Genomic DNA, 25,772 nt, shown 5'->3' with positions numbered 1-25,772 from the left:
ATCACGCCCTGTCCGCGATGCGTTCGCCGAGCAGGCCCTGGGGGCGTACGAGGAGCACCAGGATCAGCAGGACGAATGCCCATACGTTCTTCCAGGCGCCGCCGCCGAAGAGTTCCATGCCGGGGATGAGTTCGATGTACGCGGTGGCCAGCGATTCGGCGAGGCCGAGGACGACGCCGCCGACCATGGCGCCGTAGATGTTGCCGATGCCGCCGAGCACGGCTGCGGTGAAGGCCTTCAGGCCGAGGATGAAGCCGATCTTGAAGTCGATCTGCCCGTACTTGAGGCCGTAGGCGATGGCCGCGACTCCGCCGAACGCGGCGCCGATGGCGAACGCGGTGACGATGATGCGGTCGGTGTTGATGCCCATCAGCTTCGCGGTGTCGGGGTCCTGCGAGGTGGCCTGCATGGCGCGGCCGGTGCGGGTCTTGGCGACGAAGAAGCCCAGGGCGATCATGCAGACGGGTGCGGCGATGAGCAGGAAGAGTTCGCCGCGCTGGACGTTGGCGCCGAGGAGTTCGACGCTGTCGCCGCTGAACTGCGGGAAGGTGCGGGCCTTCTTGGCGTTGGGATAGAAGCTCCAGATCAGCTGCTGGAGCATGATCGACAGGCCGATGGCGGTGATGAGCGGTGCGAGCCTGGGGGCGTTGCGCAGTGGCCGGTAGGCGAAGCGTTCTGCCCCGATGCCGACGAGTACGGATACTCCCACTGCCATGACCAGCATGATCGGCAGGGCGAGCATGAGGGCTGTGCCCTGGGGGAGGAGCAGCCATGCGGTGAGGCCGCCGAAGGCCCCGAACATGACGATCTCGCCGTGGGCGAAGTTGATGAGCTGAACTATGCCGTAGACCATCGTGTATCCGATCGCGATGAGCCCGTACATCGCGCCGAGGATGAGTCCACTGGCCAGTTGCTGCGGCAGGTCGTTCACCGCGGGGCCTCCGAGTGGTGTCTGGATACGGCCGCGCGGGGGCGCTGTTCGCGTCCCCGCGCGGCGTAGTGGTGTGGTTGGACGGGGTGGTCGCCCGGCTCAGTCCTCTTCGAACGTGCCGGTCTTGACGGGCTTGTGCTCTCCGTCCTTGACCTCGTACAGCGAGAGCTGCTTGTTGGTCGTGTCGCCGTACTTGTCGAAGCCGACCTTGCCGCTGACGCCGTCGAAGGTCACGTCCTGCATGGCTTCGGTGACCTGCTCGCGGGTGTCGTTCATGTCCTCGGGCAGCTTGCCGTCGTTCTTCTCGGCGACGGCCTTGACGGCCTGGATGATGGCCCAGGTGGCGTCGTAGGCGTAGCCGCCGTAGGCCTCGTGGGGCAGCTTGTAGCCGGCGGCCTCGTAGTTCTTGCGGAACTCCTTGGCGCTGTCGAGGGTCTCCAGCGGCGCGCCGACGGAGGAGGCGATGTCGCCTTCGGAGTTCTTCTTGGCCAGCTTCACGTACTCGGCGCTGAAGAGCGCGTCGCCACCGACGACGGGGCCGTCGAGGCCGGCCCTCTTGGCCTGGTCGGCGAGCGGGGCACCGGCGGGGTATTCGCCGCCGTAGTAGACGAAGTCGGGCTTGGCCTTGGCGACCTTGTTGGCCACCGCGGTGAAGTCCTTCTCCTTGGGGTCGACGTGGTCGGTGCCCACGACTTCGCCGCCGAGGTCCTCGAATTCGCTCTTGAAGGTGGCGGCGAGGCCCTTGCCGTAGGTCTTCTTGTCGTCGATGACGTAGACCTTCTTGAGCTTCTTCTCGTTGTACATGTACTGCGCCGCGTACGGGCCCTGGATGGCGTCCGTCGTGGAGGTGCGGAAGTACGTCTCGAAGGGTCGTTCCTTCTTGCCGCTGCGCCAGTCGACGCCCTGCGTCAGTTCGGGCGCGGTGTTGGCGGGAGAGACCTCGACCATGCCGGCCTTGTCGAAGACCTTCTGCATGGACTGGCCGACGTTGGAGTTGAGGGGGCCGACAGCGCCGACGACCTTGTCGTTCGCGACGAACTTGTTGGCGTTCTGCTGGCCGGCGGAGGGCTGGGCGGCGTCGTCGAGTGCCTGCAGCTTGAAGGTGACGCCGTCCACCTCCTTGTTCTTGTTGGCGGTCTTGACGGCGAGGTCGGCCGAGTTCTTGATGCCCTGGCCGAGCGCGGAGAGATCACCTGTGAGCGGGGCGTCGAGACCGATGGTCAAGGTGGTGTCCCCGCCACTCTTGCCGCCACTGTCCTCGCCGCGTGAGCCGCACGCGGACAGCGTGAGAGATCCCGCGGCGACCGCGGTGGTGATGATGAGCAATGAACGGTGGCGCACGATCAGTCCTTTCCCCTGGCGCGGCCTTCGGAGATGAAGGGCCGTGTCGCGCGCCGGGCACCCTGAGCGTGATGCGGGTCAGGGTTCGCACTGCACACCCGGCTGCGCGGTGACTGGCGGTGACTCTATGGCCGTCGGATCGCGGGTGGCAGAGGGCCAGGGCAAGGTGTGACGTTCTTGTTATTGAGACCCGACCGCTGCGTGTCCGTAGGGAAGCGTCCGGGAACTTCCGCTCTGTGACGTGCGTGCAGCGGACACATTTCGGGAGTGCGAATCAGCAGATCGCCTCAGGGTTCCGGCGGCGTCCCGGAGATGCCCCGCTCACACACCGTCCGGAATGCGTGCGTGAGCGCGGCCGCGTAGCGCTCGCCTGGGATGACGCTCAGCTCCTGGCGCGCACGGTCGTTGCGGAGCGTGACATTGAGGAACGGTGAGCGGGCACGGAGCGGAACGCGGTCACAGTTGGTGACTCTCGCTTCGAGGAGCAGAGTGCGCGGGCTGCCGGGGGAGACGGAGACGGCCTGCCCTCCGGCGAGGTTCAGCCGGAGTGCTTCGTAGCCCTGGCCGACGTCCAGGACCGTCAGCGGTGACGTGGCGGCCGCGTGCATCTCGACGGTGAAGGTGCGGCGCGCGCGGTCGGTGACGGCCAGGCGGTCGAAGGTGATGCGCGCGGTCTGCGCGGGGTAGGGCAGGCGCCGGGAGGTGGGCGAGGGCGGCGCGTCGTCCGGCTCCGGGCGGGGCTTGTCGTGCCCTTCCTGCTTGTGCTGTGGCTGCGGCGGTGCTGCGGGCGGCTGCGTGGCGATGGCGTAGCCGCCGCCGGCGAGCAGGAGGAGACCGAGCGCGCCGGCCGCGGCGCGGCGGGTGGCGGGGGAGAGGCGGTACCAGCGTTCGGCGATGCCGGCGCTGTCGCGTCCCGAGACCAGCACGTCCCGCTGAGGGGGCTCCGGCCGCGGCGGGTGAGCACCGCGGCTGCCCGTGGGGGCCGGGGGTCTTCGAGGGGGGTCCGGTCTTCCGCCCCCTCGTGGTCCGGTGCCTGCCATGTGCGGGAAGCTAGCGGCCTTCCGGCGGGGCGGCCAGAGAGTCCGCAGCGGGAGCGGCCTCGCGCAGCAGGCAGGTGAGGCGGGCGGTGCACACGCGCTTGCCGTCGTCGTCGGTGATGACGGTCTCGTACGTCGCGGTGGTGCGTCCCCGGTGCACGGGTGTGGCGGTGCCGGTGATCAGGCCGGAGCGGACGCCGCGGTGGTGCGTGCAGTTGAGGTCGACGCCGACGGCGATCCTGCCGGGGCCGCCGTGCAGCATCGCGCCGACCGAGCCGAGGGTCTCGGCCAGTACGGCGGAGGCGCCGCCGTGGAGCAGCCCGTAGGGCTGGGTGTTGCCCTCGACGGGGAGCGTGCCGGTGACCTTCTCGGGTGAGGCGTGCAGAATCTGCAGGTCCATGCGTGCGCCGAGATGTCCCGCGGAGAAGAGCGCCGGCAGGTCGACTCCGAGTCCTTCCCACTGGTCGAGGATCTCCTGCGGGAACGTGGTTCTGGCGTGCTCGCCCATGGGCAGCGGCTCCGATCAGCGTGTGGGGGCGGCCTGCCGGGTCCGGGCCCGTCGGGCGGTCGTGGGCTTCGGCGGGCCTGCGCGGTCAGTTGTCGGGCACTGTCATATCAGGTTGCTGAGCGTGCGCTCAGGTCCGGGTGACGGGGATCACCGGCGGCGTGCCCGCCGGGTGCCGCACACCCGTCGGCGGCGTTCAGCGATGCGGCGGTGTTCCGTCCCCGGCGCGGGCCGCGGCGCATGGCCTCCCCGGCCGCTCCGTGTGCGTCCGGACGGGGCTGTCGGTGGGGCGTGGGAGGATCGGGGACGTGACTGAGAAGGCATCGAAGAAGACCGCACCGCGCCTGCTCCTGATGGACGGGCACTCGCTCGCCTACCGCGCGTTCTACGCCCTGCCCGCGGAGAACTTCTCCACTTCCACGGGCCAGACGACGAACGCGATCTACGGCTTCACCTCGATGCTGTCCAACACTTTGCGCGACGAGCAGCCCACGCATTTCGCGGTCGCCTTCGACGTCTCCCGCAAGACCTGGCGCTCGGCGGAGTTCCCGGAGTACAAGGCGAACCGTTCGAAGGCCCCGGACGAGTTCAAGGGCCAGGTGGAGCTGATCGGGGAGCTGCTGGACGCGATGCGGGTGCGCCGTTTCGCCGTGGAGGGCTTCGAGGCGGACGACGTCATCGCGACGCTGACCGGGCAGGCGACGGCCGAGGGCTTCAAGGTCTCCATCGTCACCGGCGACCGGGACGCCCTGCAGCTCGTCAGCGACGACGTGACAGTGCTGTATCCGACGAAGGGCGTGTCGGAGCTGACGCGCTTCACCCCCGAGAAGGTCTTCGAGAAGTACGGGCTCACTCCCGAGCAGTACCCGGACTTCGCGGCGCTGCGCGGCGACCCGTCCGACAACCTCCCCGGCATCCCCGGCGTCGGCGAGAAGACGGCCACCAAGTGGATCAGCCAGTTCGGCTCGTTCGCGGAGCTGTCGCGCCGGGCGGACGAGGTGAAGGGCAAGGCGGGGGAGAACCTGCGGGCGCATCTGGAGTCGGTCACGCTCAACCGCCACCTCACGCAGCTCGTCGACGACGTCGAGCTGAGCTGCCGTCCGGAGGACCTGGAGCGCGTCGCCTACGACCGGGACACGCTGAACGTCGTGCTGGACGCCCTGGAGTTCCGTCATCTCAACTTCCGTGAGCGGCTGTTCGCGGTGGATCCGGGTGCGCAGGAGGAAGAGACCGCCCCGTCGGCGGAGGGCGTGGAGATCGACGGCAGCGTGCTGGGTCCCGGCGAGCTGGTGGCCTGGCTCGACGAGCACGCGGGCGGCACTCTCGGCCTGGCCACCGTCGACGTGTGGAAGCTGGGCGCCGGCAGCGTCAGCGAGATCGCTCTTGCCGCCGCCGCAGGGCCCGCGGCCTGGTTCGACCCGGCGCAGCTGGACGAGGCGGAGGAGAAGGCGTTCTCCTCGTGGATCGCCGATGCCGCCCGCCCGAAGGTCGTCCACGACGCGAAGGCGCTCATGCGGGTCTTCGCCGAGCACGGCTGGAGCGTCGGCGGAGTCACCATGGACACGGCCCTCGCCGCGTATCTCGACAAGCCGGGGCGCCGCTCCTTCGACATGGACGCGCTGTCGGTGGAGTACCTGGGGCGCGAGCTCGGTCCCGCCGACGCCGGCGGCGGGCAGCTGGCCTTCGGCGTGGACGAACAGGCCGAGGCGCAGGCGCTGATGGTCAAGGCCCGCACGATCCTCGACCTCGGCGACATCTTCGAGGACCGGCTCGCGCAGGTGGGCGCCGCCGAGCTGCTGCGCGACGTGGAGCTGCCGACCTCAGCCGTGCTGGCGCGGATGGAGCGCGCCGGCATCTGCGCGGACCGCGAGTGGCTCACGGGCCTGGAGCAGCAGTTCGCGGACGCCGCGCAGCAGGCGGTGAAAGACGCGCACGCCGCCGTCGGGCACGAGTTCAACCTCGGTTCGCCCAAGCAGCTCCAGGAGGTGCTCTTCGGAGAACTGGGCCTGCCGAAGACGAAGAAGACGAAGACGGGCTGGACGACGGACGCCGACGCGCTGACGTGGCTCGCATCGCAGACGGAGCACGAACTGCCGGTGCTGATGCTGCGCTACCGCGAACAGCAGAAGCTGCGCACCACCGTCGAGGGCCTGATCAAGACGATCGCACCCGACGGCCGTATCCACACCAGCTTCAGCCAGACCGTCGCCGCCACCGGCCGTCTCTCCTCCACCGACCCCAACTTGCAGAACGTGCCCATCCGTACGGACGAGGGCCGCGCCATCCGCCGCGGCTTCCGCGTCGGTGAGGGCTACGAGAGCCTGATGACGGCGGACTACAGCCAGATCGAACTGCGCGTCATGGCCCACATGTCGGAGGACGAGAAGCTGATCGAGGCGATCACTTCCGGCGAGGATCTGCACAGCACCGTCGCCTCGCAGGTCTTCGACGTCGCCGAGAACCAGGTCGACGCCGAGATGCGCCGCAAGATCAAGGCCATGTCCTACGGCCTGGCCTACGGTCTGTCGGCCTTCGGCCTCTCCCAGCAGCTGGGCATCACCCCGGACGAGGCGCGCAAGTTGATGGACGACTACTTCGAACGCTTCGGCGGAGTACGGGACTTCCTCCACCGGGCCGTCTCGGAGGCACGCGCGACCGGCTACACCGAGACGATCATGGGTCGCCGCCGCTACCTGCCCGACCTCAACAGCGACAACCGCCAACGCCGTGACATGGCGGAGCGGATGGCGCTCAACGCACCGATCCAGGGCACGGCGGCCGACATCGTCAAGCTGGCGATGCTGCGCGTGGACGCCGCGCTGCGCGAGGAGAAGCTCCGCTCACGGATGCTTCTTCAGGTGCACGACGAGATCCTGCTCGAAGTGGCCCCCGGCGAACGCGACGCGGTCGAGGAACTGGTGTGCAGGGAGATGGCCGGTGCGGTCCAGCTGCGTGCGCCGCTGGATGTGTCGGTCGGCGTCGGCAACGACTGGGAGTCGGCAGCGCACTGAGCCCGAGTCATGCTCCTGTCCTGAGCCTGAGCCTGAGCCTGAGCCTGAGCCTGAGCCTGAGCCTGAGCCTGAGCCTGAGCCCTGCTCCTGCCCTGAGCGGCGAATGCCCCCGACCTGCAGACGCGGCAAGGGAGTTGCCGTAGTGTCGCCGTGTTGGCGACCACAGCGGAGAGCAGGGGAGTCCGGCACATGGCCCTGAACGGCGGTATTCGCGGCGGCAGAAAGCTCCGCCGAGGGGTGACCGGTACGGCCATCGCCGCCGCGACGATGGCGGCGCTGACCGCATCGCAGGCCCCGGGCACGGAGATGGCCCACGGCGCGGAGACGGGCAAGGAGCGTGCGGACGACGTCCAGCCCGACCGCACGCCGGGCGACGACTCGTACCACACGGAACTGCCGCCCCTCGAATCGCCCGCCCCGCCGCGCAGTTCACCCGACAAGCCCTCGGACTCCGGCATACCGGCGACGCTGCTCGCCGCGTACAAGAACGCCGTCCGCTCCGTCAACGCCTCCGACCCGGCCTGCGGACTGCGCTGGGAACTGCTCGCGGCGATCGGCAAGGTCGAGTCCGGACAGGCCCGCGGGGGAGCGGTCGACAAGGACGGCACCACCCTCCGCCCGATCCTGGGCCCGGTGCTGAACGGATCGGGTTTCGCCCGTATCCACGACACCGACCGCGGCCGCTTCGACGGCGACCGGCGCTTCGACCGTGCGGTCGGGCCCATGCAGTTCATACCGTCGACGTGGGCGCGCTGGGGGACCGACGGCAACGGCGACGGCAGCCGCGACCCGGACAACATCCACGACGCGGCGCTGGCTGCCGCCGGATATCTCTGCGCGGGCGAACGGGACCTGACCTCCAAGGCGGGCCTGAACCGCTCGATCCTCAGCTACAACCACTCCCAGGACTACCTGCGCACAGTGCTGGCCTGGTACGAGTTCTACCGCAACGGCACGCACAAGGTCCCCGACGGGTCCGGGGTCCTGCCCACCTCACCCGGCGCCGGCGGCACGGCCGATGCCGGCAAGGGGAAGGGCAACGGCAAGGAGAACGGCGAGGGTTCGCACGACGGACCCGGGTCGCACAAGCCCGGCAAGCCCGGAAAGCCCGGCAACGACGACGGCGGAGGCGACTCACCCGCCCCCGACCCGGAAACGCCCACGGCCCTGAAGCCGGTCCTCGCAGGCGAACTGTCCGCCTACACCGGCGAGAACTTCGACGATCGAGCCCGCGTACGGGCCGTCAACTCGTCGGGCAAGGCTGTCGAAGGCGTCCGCATCGAGTACACGATCAAGGGCGATACCGGCGCTCGCTTCGCCGGCGGCTCACGCGAGGCCACGGCCACCACCGCCGCGGACGGCCTCTCCACCGCGCCCCTCATCGACGCCGGCGAGCGGGAAGGCAGCTTCACCGTCACCGCCAAGGCGGAGGGCCTGGGCCTGCGTGCCGCGAAGATGGAGGCCACCGTCGAGCCGAAGTACACCTTCGCCCGCACCCCCGGCGGCCCGCTCAAGGCCCCTGTGAACTCGAAGTTCACCGGCATCAAGATCGACCTCGCGCACGAGAAGGAAGCGGCCGGCGGCGTGCCCGTCACCGCCACCATGATCGGCAAGGACGGCGAGGAGAACACCGAGGGCCCCTTCTTCAAGGACCTCTTCGGCAACGAGGACCGTTCCGTCACCAAGTCGACGGGCATCCTCGGGGCGGCGGGAGTGCTCGAACTCCCCGCCGTCCACACCGACGGCAGTGCGGGCACCTTCACGCTCCGCCTCGCCACCGAGGACGGATCCACGTTCGACATCGAGCTGACGGTCACCAAGTAGCCCCGGACGCAGGGGCGCACGGCCCGCCCCCGGTCCAAGGACCGATACGACGCGGACCGCGGTTCCGGCACGAACGCGACCGCGCGTCCGCAACGGCGGCGGTGAGGGCGCGCGTCCGCTGCGTCATCGAACGCGGCCGCGCGGTGTGTTGAACGCCTGGCACGGCCGAAGGGGAGGGCCGAGAAGGTCGAGAAGCTTCCGCACCGGCCCGCCGCCGCATCCACCGCCCCGCAGAGCCGTCTCAGGGCCCCTCGTCGCGCTCGCACACGAAGATCGCCGTCCCGGGAATCAGCCGCCCGCGCAGCGGTGACCAGCCGCCCCACTCCTGCGTGTTCCACTCGGGCCACTCCGGCTCGACGAGGTCCAGCAGCCGGAAACCCGCTCCCACCAGGTCCCGCACCCGGTCGCCGACGGTGCGGTGATGCTCGACGTAGACCGCGCGGCCCGTTTCGTCCTGCTCGACGTAGGGCGTCCGGTCGAAGTAGGAGCTGATGACCGTCAGCCCGTCCGGACCCGGCTCGTCCTGCAGTGCCCAGCGCAGCGGATGCGTCACCGAGAACACCCACCGTCCGCCCGGCTTCAGCACCCGGTGCACCTCCTGCAGCACCCGCGCCGGGTCCGCGACGAAGGGCAGCGCACCGTAGGCGGAGCAGGCCGCGTCGAAGGAGCCGTCGGCGAAGGGCAACGCCCGGGCGTCCGCCTCCACGAGCGGGAAGCCGGCACCCGGTCCCTCCCCGCCGCCGATGCGCAGCGCGTGCTGGAGCTGACGGTGCGAGAGGTCCAGCGCTACGGGACGGGCGCCCTGTGCGGCGAGCCACCGCGAACACTGTGCGGCGCCGGCCCCTACCTCCAGTACACGCCGGCCCCGCAGGGCGCCGGCCGGCCCGAGCAGCCGGGCCTTCGCCTCGTCCAGGCCTTCGGGGCACCACACGAAGCGGGCGTCGCCGAGGAAGGCGCCGTGGTCGTCCTGGTATTCGTCGGCGTTGCGGTTCCACCACCCGCGGTTCGCGCGGCTGCTCTCCGTGTCTCCGGCCTGTCTGCGTACGGCTTCCGGTTCGGCGTACTGCGCTGTGCTTTTCCTGCCGCCGTCTTCTTGGATCATCGCGCCCCGCCGTCGTACTCTCACCGATATGACTTGTCGCCGCGGGGGCTGCGGTGACACCGCTCAGTGCCTCAAGGGGTGCACGCTGTGACGGGCGCGCCGGTTATGGGACGTTCCACCCCAGCTGTGCTCTTTCGCGCATTGACCATGCCCAGCGGCCCCCGTATGCTACAAGTTGCGCTGCGGGCCTGCGCGCCTCGGACGGAGCAGGCCGCGCTCGCATCGGTGGTGTATTCCCCTCGGGTTTGTGGCTCTCAAGGCTGTGTCCGGCTGGCTTGCATGCGCGGTGCGATAACGGGCTCTCGGCGTAGCAGGACCTACGACTTTCATGTCCGTACCCGGAGACCCTTTCACACATGACGAGCAGCACCGAGACCACCGCCACCACTCCGCAGGTTGCGGTAAACGACATCGGTTCCGAGGAAGCCTTCCTCGCCGCGATCGACGAGACGATCAAGTACTTCAACGACGGCGACATCGTCGACGGCGTCATCGTGAAGGTCGACCGGGACGAGGTCCTGCTCGACATCGGCTACAAGACCGAAGGCGTCATCCCGTCCCGCGAACTCTCGATCAAGCACGACGTCGACCCCAACGAGGTCGTCGCCGTCGGTGACGAGATCGAAGCCCTTGTCCTCCAGAAGGAAGACAAGGAGGGACGCCTGATCCTCTCGAAGAAGCGCGCTCAGTACGAGCGTGCCTGGGGCACGATCGAGAAGATCAAGGAAGAGGACGGCATCGTCACCGGCACCGTCATCGAGGTCGTCAAGGGCGGCCTCATCCTCGACATCGGTCTGCGGGGCTTCCTGCCCGCGTCCCTGGTCGAGATGCGCCGCGTCCGTGACCTGCAGCCCTACGTGGGCAAGGAGCTCGAAGCCAAGATCATCGAGCTCGACAAGAACCGGAACAACGTGGTCCTCTCCCGCCGTGCCTGGCTGGAGCAGACGCAGAGCGAGGTCCGCCAGACCTTCCTCACCACCCTCCAGAAGGGCCAGGTGCGCTCCGGCGTCGTCTCCTCCATCGTCAACTTCGGCGCCTTCGTCGACCTCGGCGGAGTCGACGGACTCGTCCACGTCTCCGAGCTGTCCTGGAAGCACATCGACCACCCCTCCGAGGTCGTCGAGGTCGGCCAGGAGGTCACCGTCGAGGTCCTGGACGTCGACATGGACCGCGAGCGCGTCTCCCTGTCGCTCAAGGCCACGCAGGAAGACCCGTGGCAGCAGTTCGCCCGCACGCACCAGATCGGGCAGGTCGTGCCCGGCAAGGTCACCAAGCTGGTGCCGTTCGGTGCGTTCGTCCGCGTGGACGAGGGCATCGAGGGCCTGGTCCACATCTCCGAGCTGGCCGAGCGCCACGTGGAGATCCCGGAGCAGGTCGTCCAGGTCAACGACGAGATCTTCGTCAAGGTCATCGACATCGACCTGGAGCGCCGCCGCATCAGCCTCTCGCTGAAGCAGGCCAACGAGTCCTTCGGTGCGGACCCGACCACGGTCGACTTCGACCCGACGCTCTACGGCATGGCCGCGTCGTACGACGACCAGGGCAACTACATCTACCCCGAGGGCTTCGACCCCGAGGCCAACGACTGGCTGGAGGGGTACGAGAAGCAGCGCGAGGAGTGGGAGCGCCAGTACGCCGAGGCGCAGCAGCGCTTCGAGCAGCACCAGGCGCAGGTCATCAAGTCCCGCGAGGCCGACGAGCAGGCGGCGGCCGAGGGCGCCGGCGCAGGCGGCGGCAGCCCGCAGCCCCAGCAGGGCGGCAACAGTGGCGGTGGCCAGGCCGGCGGTTCCGGCGGTTCGTACTCCTCGGAGTCGAACGAGGACTCCGGCGCACTCGCCTCGGACGAGGCGCTGGCGGCGCTGCGCGAGAAGCTCGCCGGCGGCCAGAGCTGAGGCGCTGAAGCCGAAGGTCCACCGCTGAACGGCGGCATCGGCCGACAGTACGGAAAGTGGGGCCTGCTCCTTCGGGGGGCGGGCCCCACTTCGCTGTCCGCGTGCCGCCGCAGGAATGCTTGCCGCCCGCGCACCGTTGTCACGTGGGAACACGACTAGTTAGGGGCGCCAGCAGTGCTTGAACCGCACAGTGGGCAAAGCGTGTACATGTGGGACGAGAGCGGCCTCGAGGCCGTCGACGCGGTCATCGCGGAGTCCGACAGCGCCGGTCTGGTGATGCTGTATCACTTCGAGGGATACATGGACGCCGGCGAGGCCGGAGAGCAGATCGTCGAGCGTCTGAAGGACACTCAGCCCAGCACCGTCGTCGCGCGTTTCGACGCCGACCGCCTTGTCGACTACCGGGCGCGCCGCCCCACGATGACGTTCCGCCGCGACCGCTGGGTCTCGTACGAGACGCCCCGGCTCGACCTGAGGCTGGTACGGGACGCGACGGGTGCACCGTTCCTGCTGCTGTCCGGGCCCGAACCGGATGTGCAGTGGGAGGCGTTCACCGCTGCGGTCCGCGAGATCACCGAACGTCTGGCCGTACGGATGTCGGTCAATTTCCACGGCATTCCGATGGGCGTCCCCCACACCCGTCCCGTGGGACTCACCCCGCACGGCACGCGTACGGATCTTGTGCCGGGCCACCGGCCCCTCTTCGAGGAGGCCGAGGTCCCCGGCAGCGCGGCCGGGCTGATCGAGCTGCGGCTCGCGGAGGCCGGGCACGACGTGCTCGGCGTCGTCGCGCACGTACCTCACTATGTGGCGCGGTCGCCCTACCCGGACGCTTCCCTCGTCATCGTCGAGGTCATCACCTCGGCGACAGGCCTCGTGCTGCCGGACGTCGCGCACGCCCTGCGCAACGAGGCGCTGAAGACACAGAGCGAGATCGAGCGGCAGCTCGCCGAGGGGGACGAGGACCTTGTCGCCGTCGTCCGGGGCCTCGAGCAGCAGTACGACGCACTCGCCGGGGCGGAGTCCCGTGGCAGCCTCGTGGCCGAGCCCGGCGAGCTGCCTTCGGCCGACGAGCTCGGAGCCGTCTTCGAGCGCTTCCTTGCCGAACGTGAGGGCGAGGGCGACGGGAAAGATCCAGGTCGCGGGCGTGGCGGCTCCGAGGGCGGCGGTGACAGCGCGAGCTGAGGGACAGGGGCGGGCCGCCCGGCCTGCGCGCTGCCCGCTCCCGCGCACCGTATAGCGTGGCCGCCATGCTGAAGGTCGGACTGACGGGTGGTATCGGCGCCGGGAAGAGCGAGGTCTCGCGGCTGCTCGACGGGTACGGCGCGGTGATCGTCGACGCCGACAAGATCGCCAGGGAGGTCGTGGCGCCGGGCACGCCGGGGCTCGCGGCCGTCGTCGAGGAGTTCGGGGAGGAGATCCTCGCGCCCGACGGCAGCCTGGACCGGCCCAGGCTCGGTTCCGTCGTCTTCGCCGACACCGAGAAGCTGGCGGCGCTCAACGCGATCATTCACCCGCTCGTGGGGGAGCGGTCCGCCGAGCTGGAGCGTCAGGCAGAGGAGGCGGAGCAGACGGGGACGGCAGGAGCTTCCGGGATGTCCGGGGCGGGAGATGCGCGCGAGGGTGGCGGTGGGGCCGTACTCGTCCACGATGTGCCGCTCCTCGCCGAGAACGGCCTCGCCCCGCTCTACGACCTGGTTCTCGTCGTCGACGCATCGCCCGCAACGCAGCTCGACCGGCTCGTGCAGCAGCGCGGAATGGAGGAGGACGAAGCCACCGCCCGCATGGCGGCGCAGGCCACTCGGGAAGAGAGGCTGGCGCTGGCCGACATCGTGATCCGCAACGACGGCTCGCGGCGGGAGCTGGAGGCGCGGGTGCGCGAGGTGTGGGAGGAGCTGCGCCGGCGGGCGTAGGGGCGCCCGGCCGCCCAGGCGGCTCGGACAGGTCCCTCCTCCGGTTGCCGGTGGGCGGTGCCCCGGCGGGCTCTCGCCCTCTGGGCCTGGTCGGTCCCGAGGAGGACGATCCCGTTGTCAGACACCCCTAGCCCGCTTCAGTGGGAGCGGAGTGCCGGTGGTTGCGAGTGGGAATAGCTACAGGGGATGAGGCGTTCCGCGCCTGTGCACCGACATTTTTTGTCACGCCGGCCCCGGTGAGGAGGCAGCCACCGTGTCCGAGGCCACTCCCGAAACCCTGGTCATCGAGTTCCGCGCTGCCGAGCAGCTGATCAACGCGCGGGACCCGCGCGGCGCTCTGAAACTGCTCGACACGGTCATCGCAGCACACCCGGAGAACACGGCGGCGCGGCTGCTGCGCGCTCGTGCGTTCTTTCTCGGAGCGCAACTACGCCCGGCGGAGATGGAGTTCCAGACCGTACTGGAACGGGAGCCGGACAACGCGTTCGCGCATTTCGCTCTCGCCCGGACCCTGCAGCGCGCCGACCGAAAGGACGAGGCGCGGCGCCACTTCCGGCTGGCAGCGGCGCTGGACCCGCGTCCGGACTTCGTCGAGGCCGCGGACTTCGACCCTCCACGCTCGTCCTGACCCCGCCCCTGCCGGGGTGTCCTGCCCGAGGTGGGGCCGATTCGGCGGGACTCACGTGAGAACAGCCTCAGTTGAGGCCTGAGGCCTGAGGCCTGAGGCCTGAGGCCTTGGACCCGAGACCTGAGACCTGGGCCACAGGAGGGACATCAGGCCCGTGTCGGCCCTCGGGCCCTGCGCGCAGTGATCTGACGTCCTCGCCGAGAGGCGATGATCGCGGCGTGGCCCGTCACTCCTGCCCGCCGTCCCGCCCCCGGATCATTCCGCCGCGGGCGCCGTGACCTGCTGTGCGTCCGAAGCGCCGTACCAGCGCCACGACGTGCGGCGGGGACGGCCCGGGAGAGCGGTGCGGCCGGTGGCCCACAGCAGAGCCTGCCAGGGCTGGGCATCGAGGCCCTGTACGTCGGGGAAGAGCCGGGCGAGCGTGCGGCGGCACAGGTCCTGCGGCGGGCTCCACGCGAGGCCGAGGCCCTCGGCGACGTCGTAGCCGTGCACCAGGGTCTCCACCACGCCCATCGCGGCGAAGCCGCCGGCGTCCGCGACCCCGTACACATGCCACGCGCGCAGATCCGGCGGGGCCGTGCGCACCGTCGCGGTCAGCAGCGCGCCGCAGGACTCCAGGACCCGCAGCAGTCCCGCAGGGCCGGCGTCGCGGTTCGCGCTGATCGCGGTGGCGGGGCCGTTCGGGGTCCGGGGGGTGGCGCCGAAGGGGACGTTGCCGGTCAACGGAGGGTTGTCCGGGGTGAGTTGAGTGGCGTACACGAACAGGGCGTTGCACAGGTGCTCGACGGTCGTCCAGCAGTCCCACTCCAGCGACCCTGCCGCGCCGCTCCAGTCCGCCCCGCTCCCCTCGCGGAGGGCCGCGGCCGCCAGCCGCACGGCGTCACGCACGTCGTCGGCGGTCACTTCGGCATCGGCCCCTGTCAGATCGCTGTCCGTCATGGCGTGAACGTAGCAACACAGAGTGTGCGGCCGCGCGCCGATTTCCCTGCGGACCGTGCCGGACGGGCGGCCAAGGGGCGTTGTCAGTGGTGCGCCATAGACTCGTGTGCGTCCGAGTGGGGGCCGTGCGTCACCGGGGAGCGCACGGTCCCCGCAGCACGAGAAGCGGAAGAAGTGGTGGCCCGGATGGAGGTGCTGCCGAGGGAGGGGCTCGCGCGGTGCGCCGCGGTCTTCCTGCCGGGGGAGCCGTCGCGGACGGGCCGGGTCGCCTTCTGGCGTCCGGACGGCGGGGAGCTGCCGCCGCCCGGCGAGTGCGAAGTTTCCGGCGCGGAGCTGACGGAGCTGACCGTCGCGCGGCGGCACGGCAGGGGTGCCCGCGCCCGTACGGTCGGTGCCCTGAGCGTGAGCGTCGGCGACGCGCTGCCGTCGCTGGTGAACGCACGCCGGCAGCAGGGAGCGCACCCGGCGGCCGCCTGCTGGGGCGCCGCCGCGCTGCACGCCCTGCATCTGGTCGCGCGGGGTCGTCTGCTGCCCGGCCTCGGCGGCGGGGACTGCGACGAATGGCGGGCCGGTCCGCTGGAGGCCCGCGACGTCGGGCATCTGCGGGCGATCGCCGCCGCGATGCCGGCCGAGGCGCACGCCGTGGCCGTGCCCGGCAACGGCGGACCGCTGCGGGTGCCCTCCGCGGAGCCCCTGCTGCGGTCCTTTCTCGACGCCGTCGCGGACACCCTCCCGCGCACCCCGGCGGCGCCGTACGCCGCGGGTGCGCCCTTCGCCGCGTGGGCGCCGCAACGGCTGCCGGGAGCGCGTGAATGGGCCGCGGAGGTCGCGGCAGGGACGGACGTGGGCGTGCGGATCTCTCTGCGTCTCGACCTCGCGGCCGGCGATCTGTTCGACACGGGCCCCGATGACGAGGCCGCCGCCGGTGAGAACGGTGGCGACCGGGTTCGGCGGGGTTCGGCGGCCGTGGTGCAGGTGCACAGTCTCGCCGATCCCGCGCTCGTCGCCGACGCCGCTCAACTCTGGGCGGGAGCCGAACACTTCGGCCCGCGAGCCCGCATCGACACCCTCCTCGGGCTGCGCCGGGCTTCCCGCGTGTGGCCGCCGCTGGGGCGATTGCTGGAGCGTCCCGTCCCGGACGTGCTGCCGCTGTCGGAGGAGGAGCTGAGCGATCTGCTCGGCAGGGCCGCCACCGCGCTCGCGTCCGCCGGCGTCGCCGTGCACTGGCCACGCGAAGTCGCCCGTGAACTGACCGCGACCGCCGTGATCCGTCCCGCTCCGGGCAGTGCCTCGGACGGGTTCGGCTTCTTCGAGGCCGACGAACTGCTCGAGTTCCGCTGGCAGTTGGCGCTCGGCGGCGAACAGCTCACCGAGGCCGAGATGGACGCGCTGGCCGAGGCCCACCTTCCGGTGGTACAGCTGCGCGGCCAGTGGGTCCTGGTCGATCCCGGGCTCGTACGCAAGGCCCGCAAACGCAACCTGGGCATGCTGGAGCCGGCCGACGCGCTGTCCGCCGCGCTCACCGGCGCAGCGGAGGTCGACGGGGAGACCGTCGAGGCCGTCCCCGTCGGCGCACTGGAGAAGCTGCGCGCACGCCTGCGCTCCGAACCGCCCCCGCTCGCCCAGCCGGAGGGGCTCCAAGCCACCCTCCGCGACTACCAGTTGCAGGGTCTGGCCTGGCTCGACCTGATGACGTCCCTCGGCCTGGGCGGCTGCCTCGCCGACGACATGGGGCTCGGCAAGACCGTCACCCTCATCGCGCTCCATCTGCACCGTGCGCGGTCGGGTTCGCGGGAGCCCACCCTCGTCGTCTGTCCCGCCTCGCTCCTGGGCAACTGGCAGCGGGAGATCGAACGCTTCGCCCCGGGCGTGCCGGTGCGCCGGTTCCACGGCTCCGACCGCAGCCTGCCCGGCGCCGTCCCGGACGACTCCGCCGGCGGCTTCGTCCTGACCACATACGGCACGATGCGCTCCAGCGCCCCCGAACTGGCCGCGCAGCGCTGGGGGCTGGTCGTCGCCGACGAGGCGCAGCACGTGAAGAACCCGCACTCGGCCACGGCCAAGGCCCTGCGTACCGTCCCCGCACCCGCGCGCGTTGCCCTCACCGGCACACCCGTCGAGAACAACCTCTCCGAACTGTGGGCCGTTCTCGACTGGACGACACCGGGTCTGCTCGGCCCGCTGAAGTCCTTCCGTGCACGCCACGCCCGCGCCGTCGAGGGCGGTGAGGACGAGGAGGCGACCCAGCGGCTGGCGCGTCTGGTGGCTCCGTTCCTGCTGCGTCGCAGGAAGTCGGATCCGGGCATTGCCCCCGAGCTGCCGCCGAAGACCGTCACGGACCATCCCGTCGGGCTCGTACGTGAACAGGCCGGGCTCTACGGGGCCGTCGTCCGCGAGACCATGGCCGGGATCGAGGCGGCGGAGGGCATGGCGCGCCGCGGCCTGGTGATGAAGCTGCTCACTGCCCTCAAGCAGATCTGCAACCACCCGGCGCAGTATCTGAAGGAGGCCGTCGCCGCACCGGGAGGGGAGGCCGGCGCCGTGCTCGCCGGGCGCTCGGGGAAGCTGGAGCTGCTCGACGAGCTGCTGGAGGTCATCCTCGCCGAGGACGCAGCGGTGCTGGTCTTCACGCAGTACGTGGAGATGGCCCGGCTCCTCGGGCACCATCTTCATCAGCGGGGCGTGCAGGCGCAGTTGCTGCACGGCGGTACACCCGTCGCGCGGCGCGAGGAGATGGTCCGCCGCTTCCAGAGCGGCGAAGTCCCGGTGTTCCTGCTCTCGTTGAAGGCCGCGGGCACCGGTCTCAACCTCACGCGCGCCGCGCACGTAGTGCACTACGACCGCTGGTGGAATCCCGCCGTGGAGGAGCAGGCCACCGACCGCGCCTACCGCATCGGGCAGACGCAGCCCGTGCAGGTGCACCGCATCGTCACCGAGGGGACGGTCGAGGAGCGGATCGCTCTGCTGCTCGACGCCAAACGGGAGTTGGCCGACGCGGTGCTCGACGGCGGTGAGGCGGCGGCCCTGTCCGAGCTGAGCGACGAGGAGCTCGCCGATCTCGTCGCTCTGCGGAGGACGGCATGAGCCGGTCCGGTGCGCGGGGCGCATTCGGTGAGGTCCCTGGCCGCGGCGCCCGTCCCGCTGCTGCACGGACGCGAAGCCTCCCGCCCGTGCCTCCGACGCCGGGCGCGCGGAAGTCCTTCGCGACGTCGTGGTGGGGCGACGCGTGGGTGCGGGCCCTGGAGGAGACCTCGCTGGACGCGGGGCGGCTCTCGCGGGGCCGTACGTACGCGCGCGGCGGACACGTCGGCACGATCACGGTCACGCCCGGCCGGATCGCTGCGCCGGTCACCGGCAGCCGGTCCCGTCCGTACCGCACGGTGATCCGTTCGCGGGTGCTGACCGGGCCGCAATGGGACGGCTTCCTGGACGCCGTCTGCGCGCAACCCGCGTTCATCGCCGCCCTGTTGGACAAGGACATGCCGCACGCGCTGGTGGACGCGGCCACCGCTTCAGGGGTGCGGCTCCTGCCGGGGCCCGGAGACCTGGAGCCGGACTGCTCGTGCCCCGACGACGGGTACCCGTGCAAGCACGCGGCCGCGCTGTGCTATCAGACGGCGCGTTTCCTGGACTCCGACCCGTTCGTGCTGCTGCTTCTGCGCGGCCGGGACGAGGAGGAGCTGCTGGGCGAACTCGCCCGGCGCAACGCGAGATCGAGCGCGCGCGACGCCCGTGAGGCCCGCCGCGCCCGTGAGGCGCGCAGCGTTCATGAGGCGCGCGGCGTCCATGATCCGGAGGCCGGGCAGGACCGGCCCGGGGAAGCGGCCGCAGGCGAGGGGGCGGCTTCCGGCGTGCCTGCCCGTGAGGTGCCTGCCCGCGAGGTGCTGGCCACGTCCGTACGTCCGCCCCTGCCGGCACCCCTCGAACCGCCGTCCGCAGCAGGGGAACCGCCCCCGCTGCCCGAACTCCCCGGCGCACCCGACCCGTCGGACCTCGCCTTCCTCGCCGCCCACGCGGCGCAGCGGGCACATACGGCCCTGACGGCCGATCGCGCCGACCACGCCGATCGCGCCGACCACGCCGGGCTCGCACCGCTCCCACCGCGGCACGACGCGATCAGGCTGGCGGCCACCCACCCCGAACTCACGGGGCGTGGCACTCTCTCCGCCCGCTTCGCCCGTCTCGCCCGCGAGAGCGGCCAGACGGCGCCGGGCCTCGCACGGGCGGCGGCGGCCTGGCGGCAGGGCAGTGAAGGAGTGGCCGTACTGGAGTCCGCCTGGGATCCGCCTGCGGGCAACTTCGACCGGGCACGCGGCGCGCTCGCCGCCGCCGGGCTGCCGCGGATGTCGATACACCGCAACCGCCTCACAGACCCCACCGGGACCTTCCAGATCCGCTTCGGCCGGGACAGCCGCTGGTACCCGTACCGCAGCGAGGCCTCCAGGGGTGCGGAGGGGGAAGAATGGTGGCCGGAGGGCCCCTCGGCCGGTGACCCGGTGGCCGCGCTCACTGCGCTGCTGGCGGGATGACGTTCCGCCCGGCCGCCCCTCCCCGTCGGCGTGCGGTCCGCCGCTACCATCAAAAGCCGTGCGCGGATGCGGACTTCGGAGGGGGACCGGCATGGACACTGCTTCAGCGGGAGCGATCGCCGCGGCCGTCGGCGCGGCCGCCGCCTCGGCCGGTACGGAGGCTGGCCGGCACGCGTGGGAGTCGCTGCTCGACCTGTGCCGCCGCATCGGCAGGGGGCGGCCGGGAGACGAGATCGCGCTGCCCGACGACGCCGGTGACGAGGAGCAGGTCCGTCTGCTGACCACCGCCGTGATCGAGGCGAGCGAGGAGGACGAAACCTTCGCCGACGACCTGGAGACATGGGCCGGGCGGCACGGATTCACCCTCCGGATCGCCCCCGGCAGCGTCCACAACACCGTTTCCGGCGACACCCGCATCAGCGGCTCCCTCATTCAGGGCCGCGACTTCTCGGGGCCGATCAGCTTCGGCGGTTAGGTCCTGTCGTTCGGATTCGTGCAGGCATGCCCGCACCGGCCCGGCCCGGCTCGCCGAGGCGACGGAAGCACATCGAGCGCCCGGTTCCGCACGAGACGCCCGGCCCGTGGAAGTCCCCTACTCAGGACGTGGGAACGCCGGCTTCGGCGAACAGCCGGCGGTAGAAGGGGACGAGACCGCCGGGGACCGTGAGGGAGCGGAATGCCTGCCGGGCCGGCAGCAGACGGCGGTGGGACATCTCGAACTGCGGCTCCCACGGCTCCAGTTGCACCTCTGCACGCCACATCGACCGGACGAGCACCAGACCCTCCTGGGAGCCCCGGACGCAGACACCGCGGCTGAAGCCGAGGAGCCGGCAGCCCGTGACCGCCGCGCAGGCCTCCTCACGTACTTCGCGGCGCATCGTCCCCGCCCACTGCTCATGCTGCTCGGGGCGGCCCGCGGGCAGACCCCAGTGCCGGCCGTCGCCGCTGACCACGACGACGCGGTCGTCTGCGAGGCACAGCGCCTCCGCACCGTGCGGAGTGCCCGGCGGCGGCTCAGGGGGCGGATGCCACGCGACGTGCCATGTCTGGCCGTTGATGACGGCGGCGACGGCGGCACCGTCCCGGGCGGACTCTCGTTGCTCGTTCATGCTCTTCTCCAGCGCCTCGGGGGGCGGGCCCGTGCGGGGTGCTGTGCGTCCGCTTCCGCAAGCTGTGCGTCAGCCTCCGGGAACGGTCGGCTCACTGCCACGTCATCCGCATCGCTGTCGTGACCTCCAGCGGCGAGCCGCCCGCCTGAGCGGCGAGGACGCCCGCTCCTTCGGGGGAGCGCGTGTAGAGCGGCGCGCCCGTGCTGACGTAGGTGTTCCAGGCGGCGGCGAAGACGTCCGCGAGACGGCGGTTCTCCGCGAGCGGCGCGGGCACCGCGTGGTGGACGACCGCGTTGACGCGTGGCCTGCGGCACAGGGCGCGGAAGGCGGAGCCCGCCGTGGGAGGCGGCAGGAGATGGCGCGGCACGACGTAACGGGGCGAGGTCAGGGGGGAGACGGCCTCGTCGAAGGCCGAGGCGAAGAGAGCGGAGGCCTCCTGGGGCACCCCGTCCAGCTCCACGCGGTAGGCACCCGTCTCGTCGGGCTCGACGCAGACGCCCTCCGGACCGCGCGGGACCAGCCCCGCCTTGTGCAGGGCCTGCGCCGTGGCCCACGCGATGTGCACGAGCACGGGATCCTCCGCCACGTTCTTCAGGTGCCGCCGCATCTCCTCCGTATGAACCGTGGTGTAGGCGGCGCAGGCCGCGAGGCCGCCCGCTGCCGCGGCGAGCATCCCCGGCAGCGCGGCGGCCGCGGAAGCCACCGTTCCGAGAGCGCCGGCGAACGCGGCACCGGGCACGGCCGTACGGGAGAGCCCGGAGCCGCCGGCGGAACGGGCCGGACGGACCCCGCGCGCTGCGGGGACCGCCGCGGGCGCACTCCCCGGTCGCACCACGGGGACGGGGGCGGCGGCCCTTTCGCGGGGGACGGTCACCCGGACCGTGTGGACCAGTTCGTCCTCGTACGGCTCGCCCAGGCGCCATCGCTCCCGCACCTCGTCCCGGGCGGCGGAGCGCTGGAGCATCGTGACGTTCAGACGGTCGAACTCCGTTGCCGGCGGCGGCGCGTAAGGGGACAGCTCGGGGTGGACGTGGGGGACGCCGACCATGACCTCACCCGCGTCCGTCAGCCCGAGATAGCCGTCGTGCTTGCGGACGAAGCGGCTCCAGTCGCGGTCGCCGCGCGGATGCGCCTCCGCGACGCACACCACCGACCAGGTGTTGGCGACCTTGCCGGGATGGTCCGGGTCGAGCCGCAGCGCGCGGCCCCGCGTCTGGACGACCGCGGTGGGCGTCGTCGCCTCCGTGAGGTCGACCAGTGTGTTGACCCGGCGGGCGTCCCAGCCCTCGCCCAGCATGCCGCGGGTGCCGATGAGCACGCGGGTGCCGCCGCGCTCGAAGAAGCGGGTCACCAGCTCGACCCAGCGTCGGCTGTTCCAGGCCGACGGGCCGACGACGCGGACGAGCGGACCCGAACCGGCCGCGACGCCGGCCGCGCCCGTGCCCGGGAAACCCGGGTCACCGTCGCCGTGGCCGCTGCCGTCGCCGCCGTCGGCGGATTCGCCGCGCGCGTCCAGCGGCTCGGCGCTCAGCTCCATGCCGGGAGCGAGTGCCGCACGGCAGTACGCCATCAGCCGCTCCGCGGTCTCCCGTTGTGCGGCCACCGTACGGCCCGTCACCAGCACCGGTTCGAGCGCTGCCGTGCGCGGATCGGACGCCAGCTCCTCCAGCACCAGCACGGCCGAACCGGCCTGAGCCTCCAGCACTCCGGTCAGCCGGGCCGGGAGGGTCGCCGTGGCACGCTCGTGGTCGCAGACGACGACCGCGCGCAGCCCGTCGCCGAGCGCCGCGTCCTCCGCCGCGAGGATCTCCTTCACTGCCTGCGGCTTGGCGGCGCTGCGTGCCAGCACCCGGTCGACGGGCGAGCGGCCGCCGCGGATTCCGCGCGCCGTCAACTGGTGCCCCACGGACGGGAGTGCCTTCCGCAGCGCCTCCAGGACCTCGGCGTCCCGCGGCGAGCCGCTGCGTCGCAGGCAGTGCCGCACCCAGTCGTCCAGCAGCCGCACCCAGTCGTCCGCGCCGGGGGCGCGGCGGTGCTCCTCGTGCGGCCGTGCTCCCTCGGGCAGCGAGAGAAGCCCCGCGTGGTGGAACCGCAGTGCGGCAGCGGTGAGTTCGGGACGGTCGCGCGCCAGCCGCGCCCACGGCACGCGTGCTCCGTCCGGGCCCCGGCGGACGACGAACCGCTCGTCCAGCCAGGTCAGGAATGGCAGGGAGGCGAAGTCCGGGTCGAGGAGGCCGGTCGTCAGCTCGGTGAAGCGCTCGGCCTCGGCGGCGAGCCAGTCCGTCTCGACGGGCGTGGGCGCGGTCAGCCAGCACAGCTCGGCGTACGGGGTGAGGTTGCCCTCCCGTACGGCGGCGGGGATCGAGGGACCCTGTACCGCAGGGCCGAACAGCTCGGTCACCAGCTCGGCCTGTGCGGGAGAGAGCCGGTCGGGGGGTGTGGCGGTGAGGCCGATGACCGTGGCGTCGGGAAGCTCACGCAGCAGCTCGGCCAGCAACTCGCCCCAGGTGTCGAGGAGATGGTGGCACTCGTCGAGCAGGAGGGTGAAGGTTCCCGTGCGTCGCAGTGCCTCGACGAGTTCGAGCCCCTGAGGACGGAGCCTGTGCAGGTGCCGCACCGTCCGGGCTGCTGCCGCGCGCGGAGCGGTTGAGCTGCGAGCTCTGCGTTCGCTGCCGTCCTCGTCGACCTCGGCGTCGGGGTCGAAGGAGGCCAGCGACTGGTAAGTGAGCACGGTGACCGGGCAGTCGAGGCCGCGGTCCGTGCCGGCCGGCACGGACGGTGCGGTCAGCGCGGTCGGCGCGGGGCTCTCGGCACCGGTTGCGGTGTCCGCCGGCGCGCCGTCGCCGTCGCCGTCCCCGCAGCCGGAGCCGGAGCCGGGGACGAACGCCTCCCACTCCCGCAGCCACTGGCCCTGGATCGCGGTGTTCGGGGTGAGGACGACGACGGGGGCGCCGAGCCTGCGCGCGGCCTCCAGCCCGGTCAGCGTCTTGCCCATGCCGGGCGGCAACACGACCCAGGCACGGGCCTGTTGAGGCGAGCCGCCGGAGCCGCCCGCGCCACCGGACCCCCCGTCGTCCCGGCCCGGCTTCGCGCCCCGGGCGTCTCGCCCGGTCACCCGCATCAGCCGCGCCAGCGCGTCCTCCTGGTGCTTGCGCAGCGCGTACGGAGGGCGCAGACGGCTCATTGCCTCAGCGACGGAGTTCACGCCCGTACCGTAGGACGGCCCGTGAGCGCTCCGGACGGCGGGGCGTGTGCCACCGCGCCCGGAGCGCTCATGCGTGCTCACGGACCGGCCGGCCGGCGGGCCGCCTGCCCGCCGGCTCGGCCTTGTCAGTTGCGGTTTCCGAGCAGGCGGTGCAGCTCGGCGCCGCTGTCGGCGGTGCTGTCGGAGCCGTACGGTGCCGGCACGGCGGACTTGGCCTCCTCCGGGCTCAGCGGCTCCGGATCGGGCAGTGCCTCGCAGGTGGCGTCGGCCTCGCCGCCGCCCTTGCCCTCGGGGACCTTGCCGGTCTCGAGGTAGTCGGCCAGGTAGCCGTCCAGGCATTCGCTGCCGCCGAGCGTGATGCCGTGGTTGCCGCCGCCCTCCTCGACCACCAGGCTCGAACCGCGCAGCTTGCGGTGCATGCTGACGCCGCCCTCGTACGGGGTGGCCGCGTCGTCGGTGGCCTGGAAGAGCAGCACGGGCGGAAGCTTCTTGTTCGAAACGTCCACCGGCTTCTGGGACTTCGTCGGCCAGAAGGCACAAGGAGCGTTGTACCAGGCGTTGTTCCAGGTCATGAAGGGTGCCTTCTCGTGCACCTTCGCCATGTCGCGGTGCCAGGTGCCCCAGTCGCGCGGCCAGGGCGCGTCACGGCACTCGACCGCGGTGTAGATGGAGTAGCCGTTGTCGCCCGAGGCGTCGACGGACGCCATCGCCTCGTACGCGTCGACGAGCGGAGCGGAGTCCTTGTCGTTGACGAACGTCGCGAAGGCGGCGGCCAGATCGGGCCAGTAGCCGTTGTAGTAGCCGCCCGGGAGGTAGGTGTCCTCGAGTTCGGAAGGACCGACCTTGTCACCTGCCGGCTTCTTCCGCAGCGCGTCGCGCATCCCGTACCAGGCCTTCTCGACCGCGGCCGGGTCCTTGCCGAGCTTGTAGTCCGCGTCGTGCTTGGCGACCCACGCGGCGAAGGCCTTGTGGCGCTCGTCGAATGCGTAGTCCTGGGAGATGTTGGTCTCGTACCAGACGCCGTCCGGGTCGACGATGCTGTCGAGCACCGCGCGGCGGACGCGGTCCGGGAACAGCTTGGAGTAGACGGCGCCGAGGTAGGTGCCGTACGAGTAGCCGAAGTAGTTGATCTTCTTGGCGCCGAGGGCGGTGCGGATGCTGTCCATGTCCTTCACCGCGTTGACGGTGTTGATGTGGTTCAGCAGCTTGCCGTGCATCTTGCCGCACGCCTCGGCGAAGCCCTTCGCACGCTTGATGTTGGCCAGTTCGTCCTTCGCGCTGCGCGGCACGCTGTCGGGACGCACCGGGTCGAAGTAGCCGGGCTTGCAGTCGAGTGCGGGCTCACTCTTTCCGACTCCGCGAGGGTCGAAACCGATCACGTCGTACTGCGACGCGACCTTCTTCGGCAGCGACTTGGCGACGAAGCCCGCGAGAGTCAGCCCGCTGCCGCCCGGGCCGCCGGGGTTGACCAGCAGCGGGCCCTGGGACTTGTCGGCGGTGTGCTGAACGCGCGAGAGCGCGATGGTGATCTTCTTGCCGCCCGGCTTGTCGTGGTCCAGCGGCACACGGACCTTGGAGCACTCCAGGTCCGGGTAGTTCTCGGTGGCGCAGTCCGTCCACTTGAGAGTGCTGCCGGCGCTGCCCGACGGGCCGGCGGCGTCGGTGGACCCGGCGTTCGCCGCCACCGGTACGGCTGTGATCAGTCCTGCCAGTACGACCGCTGCGCCGCCGTACACGGCCATGACGCGTCTTTTCATCCGAGCTCCAGTGGGAGAGTCAAGGCCGCATCCCGCGGCCATACCGCAT

Annotated in this window: 18 protein-coding genes; 9 read left to right on the top strand and 9 right to left on the bottom strand. The window is 71.4% G+C overall.

Annotated features, from left to right (window positions below; translation table 11 throughout):
* Window position 1 precedes the first annotated feature (1 nt).
* From H180DRAFT_RS08880 to H180DRAFT_RS08865, 4 genes are all read right to left on the bottom strand, one after another.
* Complete coding sequence (locus tag H180DRAFT_RS08880) at window positions 2–931, bottom strand: branched-chain amino acid ABC transporter permease (protein ID WP_055485442.1); 930 nt, start codon at window positions 929–931, stop codon at window positions 2–4.
* A gap of 99 nt (window positions 932–1,030) precedes the next feature.
* Window positions 1,031–2,272 carry a branched-chain amino acid ABC transporter substrate-binding protein gene (locus H180DRAFT_RS08875; RefSeq protein ID WP_055485441.1) on the bottom strand — a complete coding sequence of 414 codons (1,242 nt, stop codon included), beginning with the start codon at window positions 2,270–2,272 and terminating at the stop codon, window positions 1,031–1,033.
* A gap of 287 nt (window positions 2,273–2,559) precedes the next feature.
* Window positions 2,560–3,198: a hypothetical protein gene (locus H180DRAFT_RS08870; protein ID WP_055485440.1), complete on the bottom strand. Its 639-nt coding sequence runs from the start codon at window positions 3,196–3,198 to the stop codon at window positions 2,560–2,562.
* Between the two features lie 124 nt (window positions 3,199–3,322).
* Entirely contained in the window at window positions 3,323–3,817 is a 495-nt protein-coding gene (locus H180DRAFT_RS08865; RefSeq protein WP_055485439.1) for a PaaI family thioesterase, read from the bottom strand.
* A gap of 350 nt (window positions 3,818–4,167) precedes the next feature.
* Here H180DRAFT_RS08865 and polA point away from each other — a divergent pair, with 350 nt between their 5' ends.
* A complete protein-coding gene (gene polA / locus H180DRAFT_RS08860) occupies window positions 4,168–6,825 on the top strand; it encodes a DNA polymerase I (RefSeq protein ID WP_079099980.1) in 2,658 nt (885 codons plus the stop codon).
* Window positions 6,826–6,978: 153 nt separating this feature from the next.
* Window positions 6,979–8,649, top strand: a complete 1,671-nt coding sequence (locus tag H180DRAFT_RS08850) for a lytic murein transglycosylase (protein ID WP_368073116.1) — start codon at window positions 6,979–6,981, stop codon at window positions 8,647–8,649.
* Between the two features lie 241 nt (window positions 8,650–8,890).
* Here H180DRAFT_RS08850 and H180DRAFT_RS08845 read toward each other — a convergent pair whose 3' ends face one another.
* On the bottom strand, window positions 8,891–9,751 hold the full coding sequence (locus tag H180DRAFT_RS08845; protein ID WP_055485437.1) for a class I SAM-dependent methyltransferase: 861 nt from the start codon (window positions 9,749–9,751) through the stop codon (window positions 8,891–8,893).
* A 356-nt stretch (window positions 9,752–10,107) separates the two neighbouring features.
* Between H180DRAFT_RS08845 and rpsA the strand changes: the two genes are divergently transcribed.
* The 4 genes from rpsA to H180DRAFT_RS08825 all read left to right on the top strand — a co-directional run bounded on the left by rpsA (window position 10,108) and on the right by H180DRAFT_RS08825 (window position 14,184).
* Window positions 10,108–11,643: a 30S ribosomal protein S1 gene (gene rpsA / locus H180DRAFT_RS08840; protein WP_055485436.1), complete on the top strand. Its 1,536-nt coding sequence runs from the start codon at window positions 10,108–10,110 to the stop codon at window positions 11,641–11,643.
* A gap of 207 nt (window positions 11,644–11,850) precedes the next feature.
* Window positions 11,851–12,828 carry a proteasome assembly chaperone family protein gene (locus tag H180DRAFT_RS08835; protein WP_175437750.1) on the top strand — a complete coding sequence of 326 codons (978 nt, stop codon included), beginning with the start codon at window positions 11,851–11,853 and terminating at the stop codon, window positions 12,826–12,828.
* Window positions 12,829–12,893: 65 nt separating this feature from the next.
* Window positions 12,894–13,556 (top strand): dephospho-CoA kinase, encoded by a 663-nt coding sequence (gene coaE, locus H180DRAFT_RS08830; RefSeq protein WP_055485622.1) that lies wholly within the window; start codon window positions 12,894–12,896, stop codon window positions 13,554–13,556.
* Between the two features lie 253 nt (window positions 13,557–13,809).
* Window positions 13,810–14,184, top strand: a complete 375-nt coding sequence (locus H180DRAFT_RS08825) for a tetratricopeptide repeat protein (RefSeq protein ID WP_028435629.1) — start codon at window positions 13,810–13,812, stop codon at window positions 14,182–14,184.
* Window positions 14,185–14,439: 255 nt separating this feature from the next.
* Here the strand turns inward: H180DRAFT_RS08825 and H180DRAFT_RS08820 are convergent, their stop codons facing one another.
* A complete protein-coding gene (locus tag H180DRAFT_RS08820) occupies window positions 14,440–15,123 on the bottom strand; it encodes a maleylpyruvate isomerase N-terminal domain-containing protein (RefSeq protein WP_055485434.1) in 684 nt (227 codons plus the stop codon).
* A 186-nt stretch (window positions 15,124–15,309) separates the two neighbouring features.
* On the opposite strand from H180DRAFT_RS08820, the gene H180DRAFT_RS08815 reads away from it, so the two are divergent.
* The 3 genes from H180DRAFT_RS08815 (at window position 15,310) to H180DRAFT_RS08805 (ending at window position 20,127) form a co-directional block, all read left to right on the top strand.
* A complete protein-coding gene (locus H180DRAFT_RS08815) occupies window positions 15,310–18,207 on the top strand; it encodes a DEAD/DEAH box helicase (RefSeq protein WP_055485621.1) in 2,898 nt (965 codons plus the stop codon).
* 86 nt (window positions 18,208–18,293) lie between these two features.
* Complete coding sequence (locus H180DRAFT_RS08810) at window positions 18,294–19,652, top strand: SWIM zinc finger family protein (protein WP_055485433.1); 1,359 nt, start codon at window positions 18,294–18,296, stop codon at window positions 19,650–19,652.
* 91 nt (window positions 19,653–19,743) lie between these two features.
* On the top strand, window positions 19,744–20,127 hold the full coding sequence (locus tag H180DRAFT_RS08805) for a hypothetical protein (protein WP_055485432.1): 384 nt from the start codon (window positions 19,744–19,746) through the stop codon (window positions 20,125–20,127).
* A gap of 121 nt (window positions 20,128–20,248) precedes the next feature.
* Here the strand turns inward: H180DRAFT_RS08805 and H180DRAFT_RS08800 are convergent, their stop codons facing one another.
* The 3 genes from H180DRAFT_RS08800 to H180DRAFT_RS08790 form a co-directional block, all read right to left on the bottom strand.
* Window positions 20,249–20,761: an NUDIX hydrolase gene (locus H180DRAFT_RS08800; RefSeq protein ID WP_055485431.1), complete on the bottom strand. Its 513-nt coding sequence runs from the start codon at window positions 20,759–20,761 to the stop codon at window positions 20,249–20,251.
* Window positions 20,762–20,852: 91 nt separating this feature from the next.
* Window positions 20,853–23,966: a DEAD/DEAH box helicase family protein gene (locus H180DRAFT_RS30060; RefSeq protein ID WP_199822477.1), complete on the bottom strand. Its 3,114-nt coding sequence runs from the start codon at window positions 23,964–23,966 to the stop codon at window positions 20,853–20,855.
* A gap of 125 nt (window positions 23,967–24,091) precedes the next feature.
* The gene (locus H180DRAFT_RS08790) at window positions 24,092–25,723 is read right to left on the bottom strand and encodes an alpha/beta hydrolase (protein ID WP_055485429.1); all 1,632 of its coding nucleotides are present in this window, start codon (window positions 25,721–25,723) and stop codon (window positions 24,092–24,094) included.
* Window positions 25,724–25,772: the final 49 nt, after the last annotated feature.

Origin of the sequence: Streptomyces sp. WMMB 322, assembly GCF_900090145.1 — a bacterium.
In the GTDB taxonomy this organism is placed as follows: Bacteria; Actinomycetota; Actinomycetes; order Streptomycetales; family Streptomycetaceae; genus Streptomyces.
The sequence above is the reverse complement of the archived record's forward strand: the minus strand, read 5'-3'. Positions and strand labels throughout refer to the sequence as shown.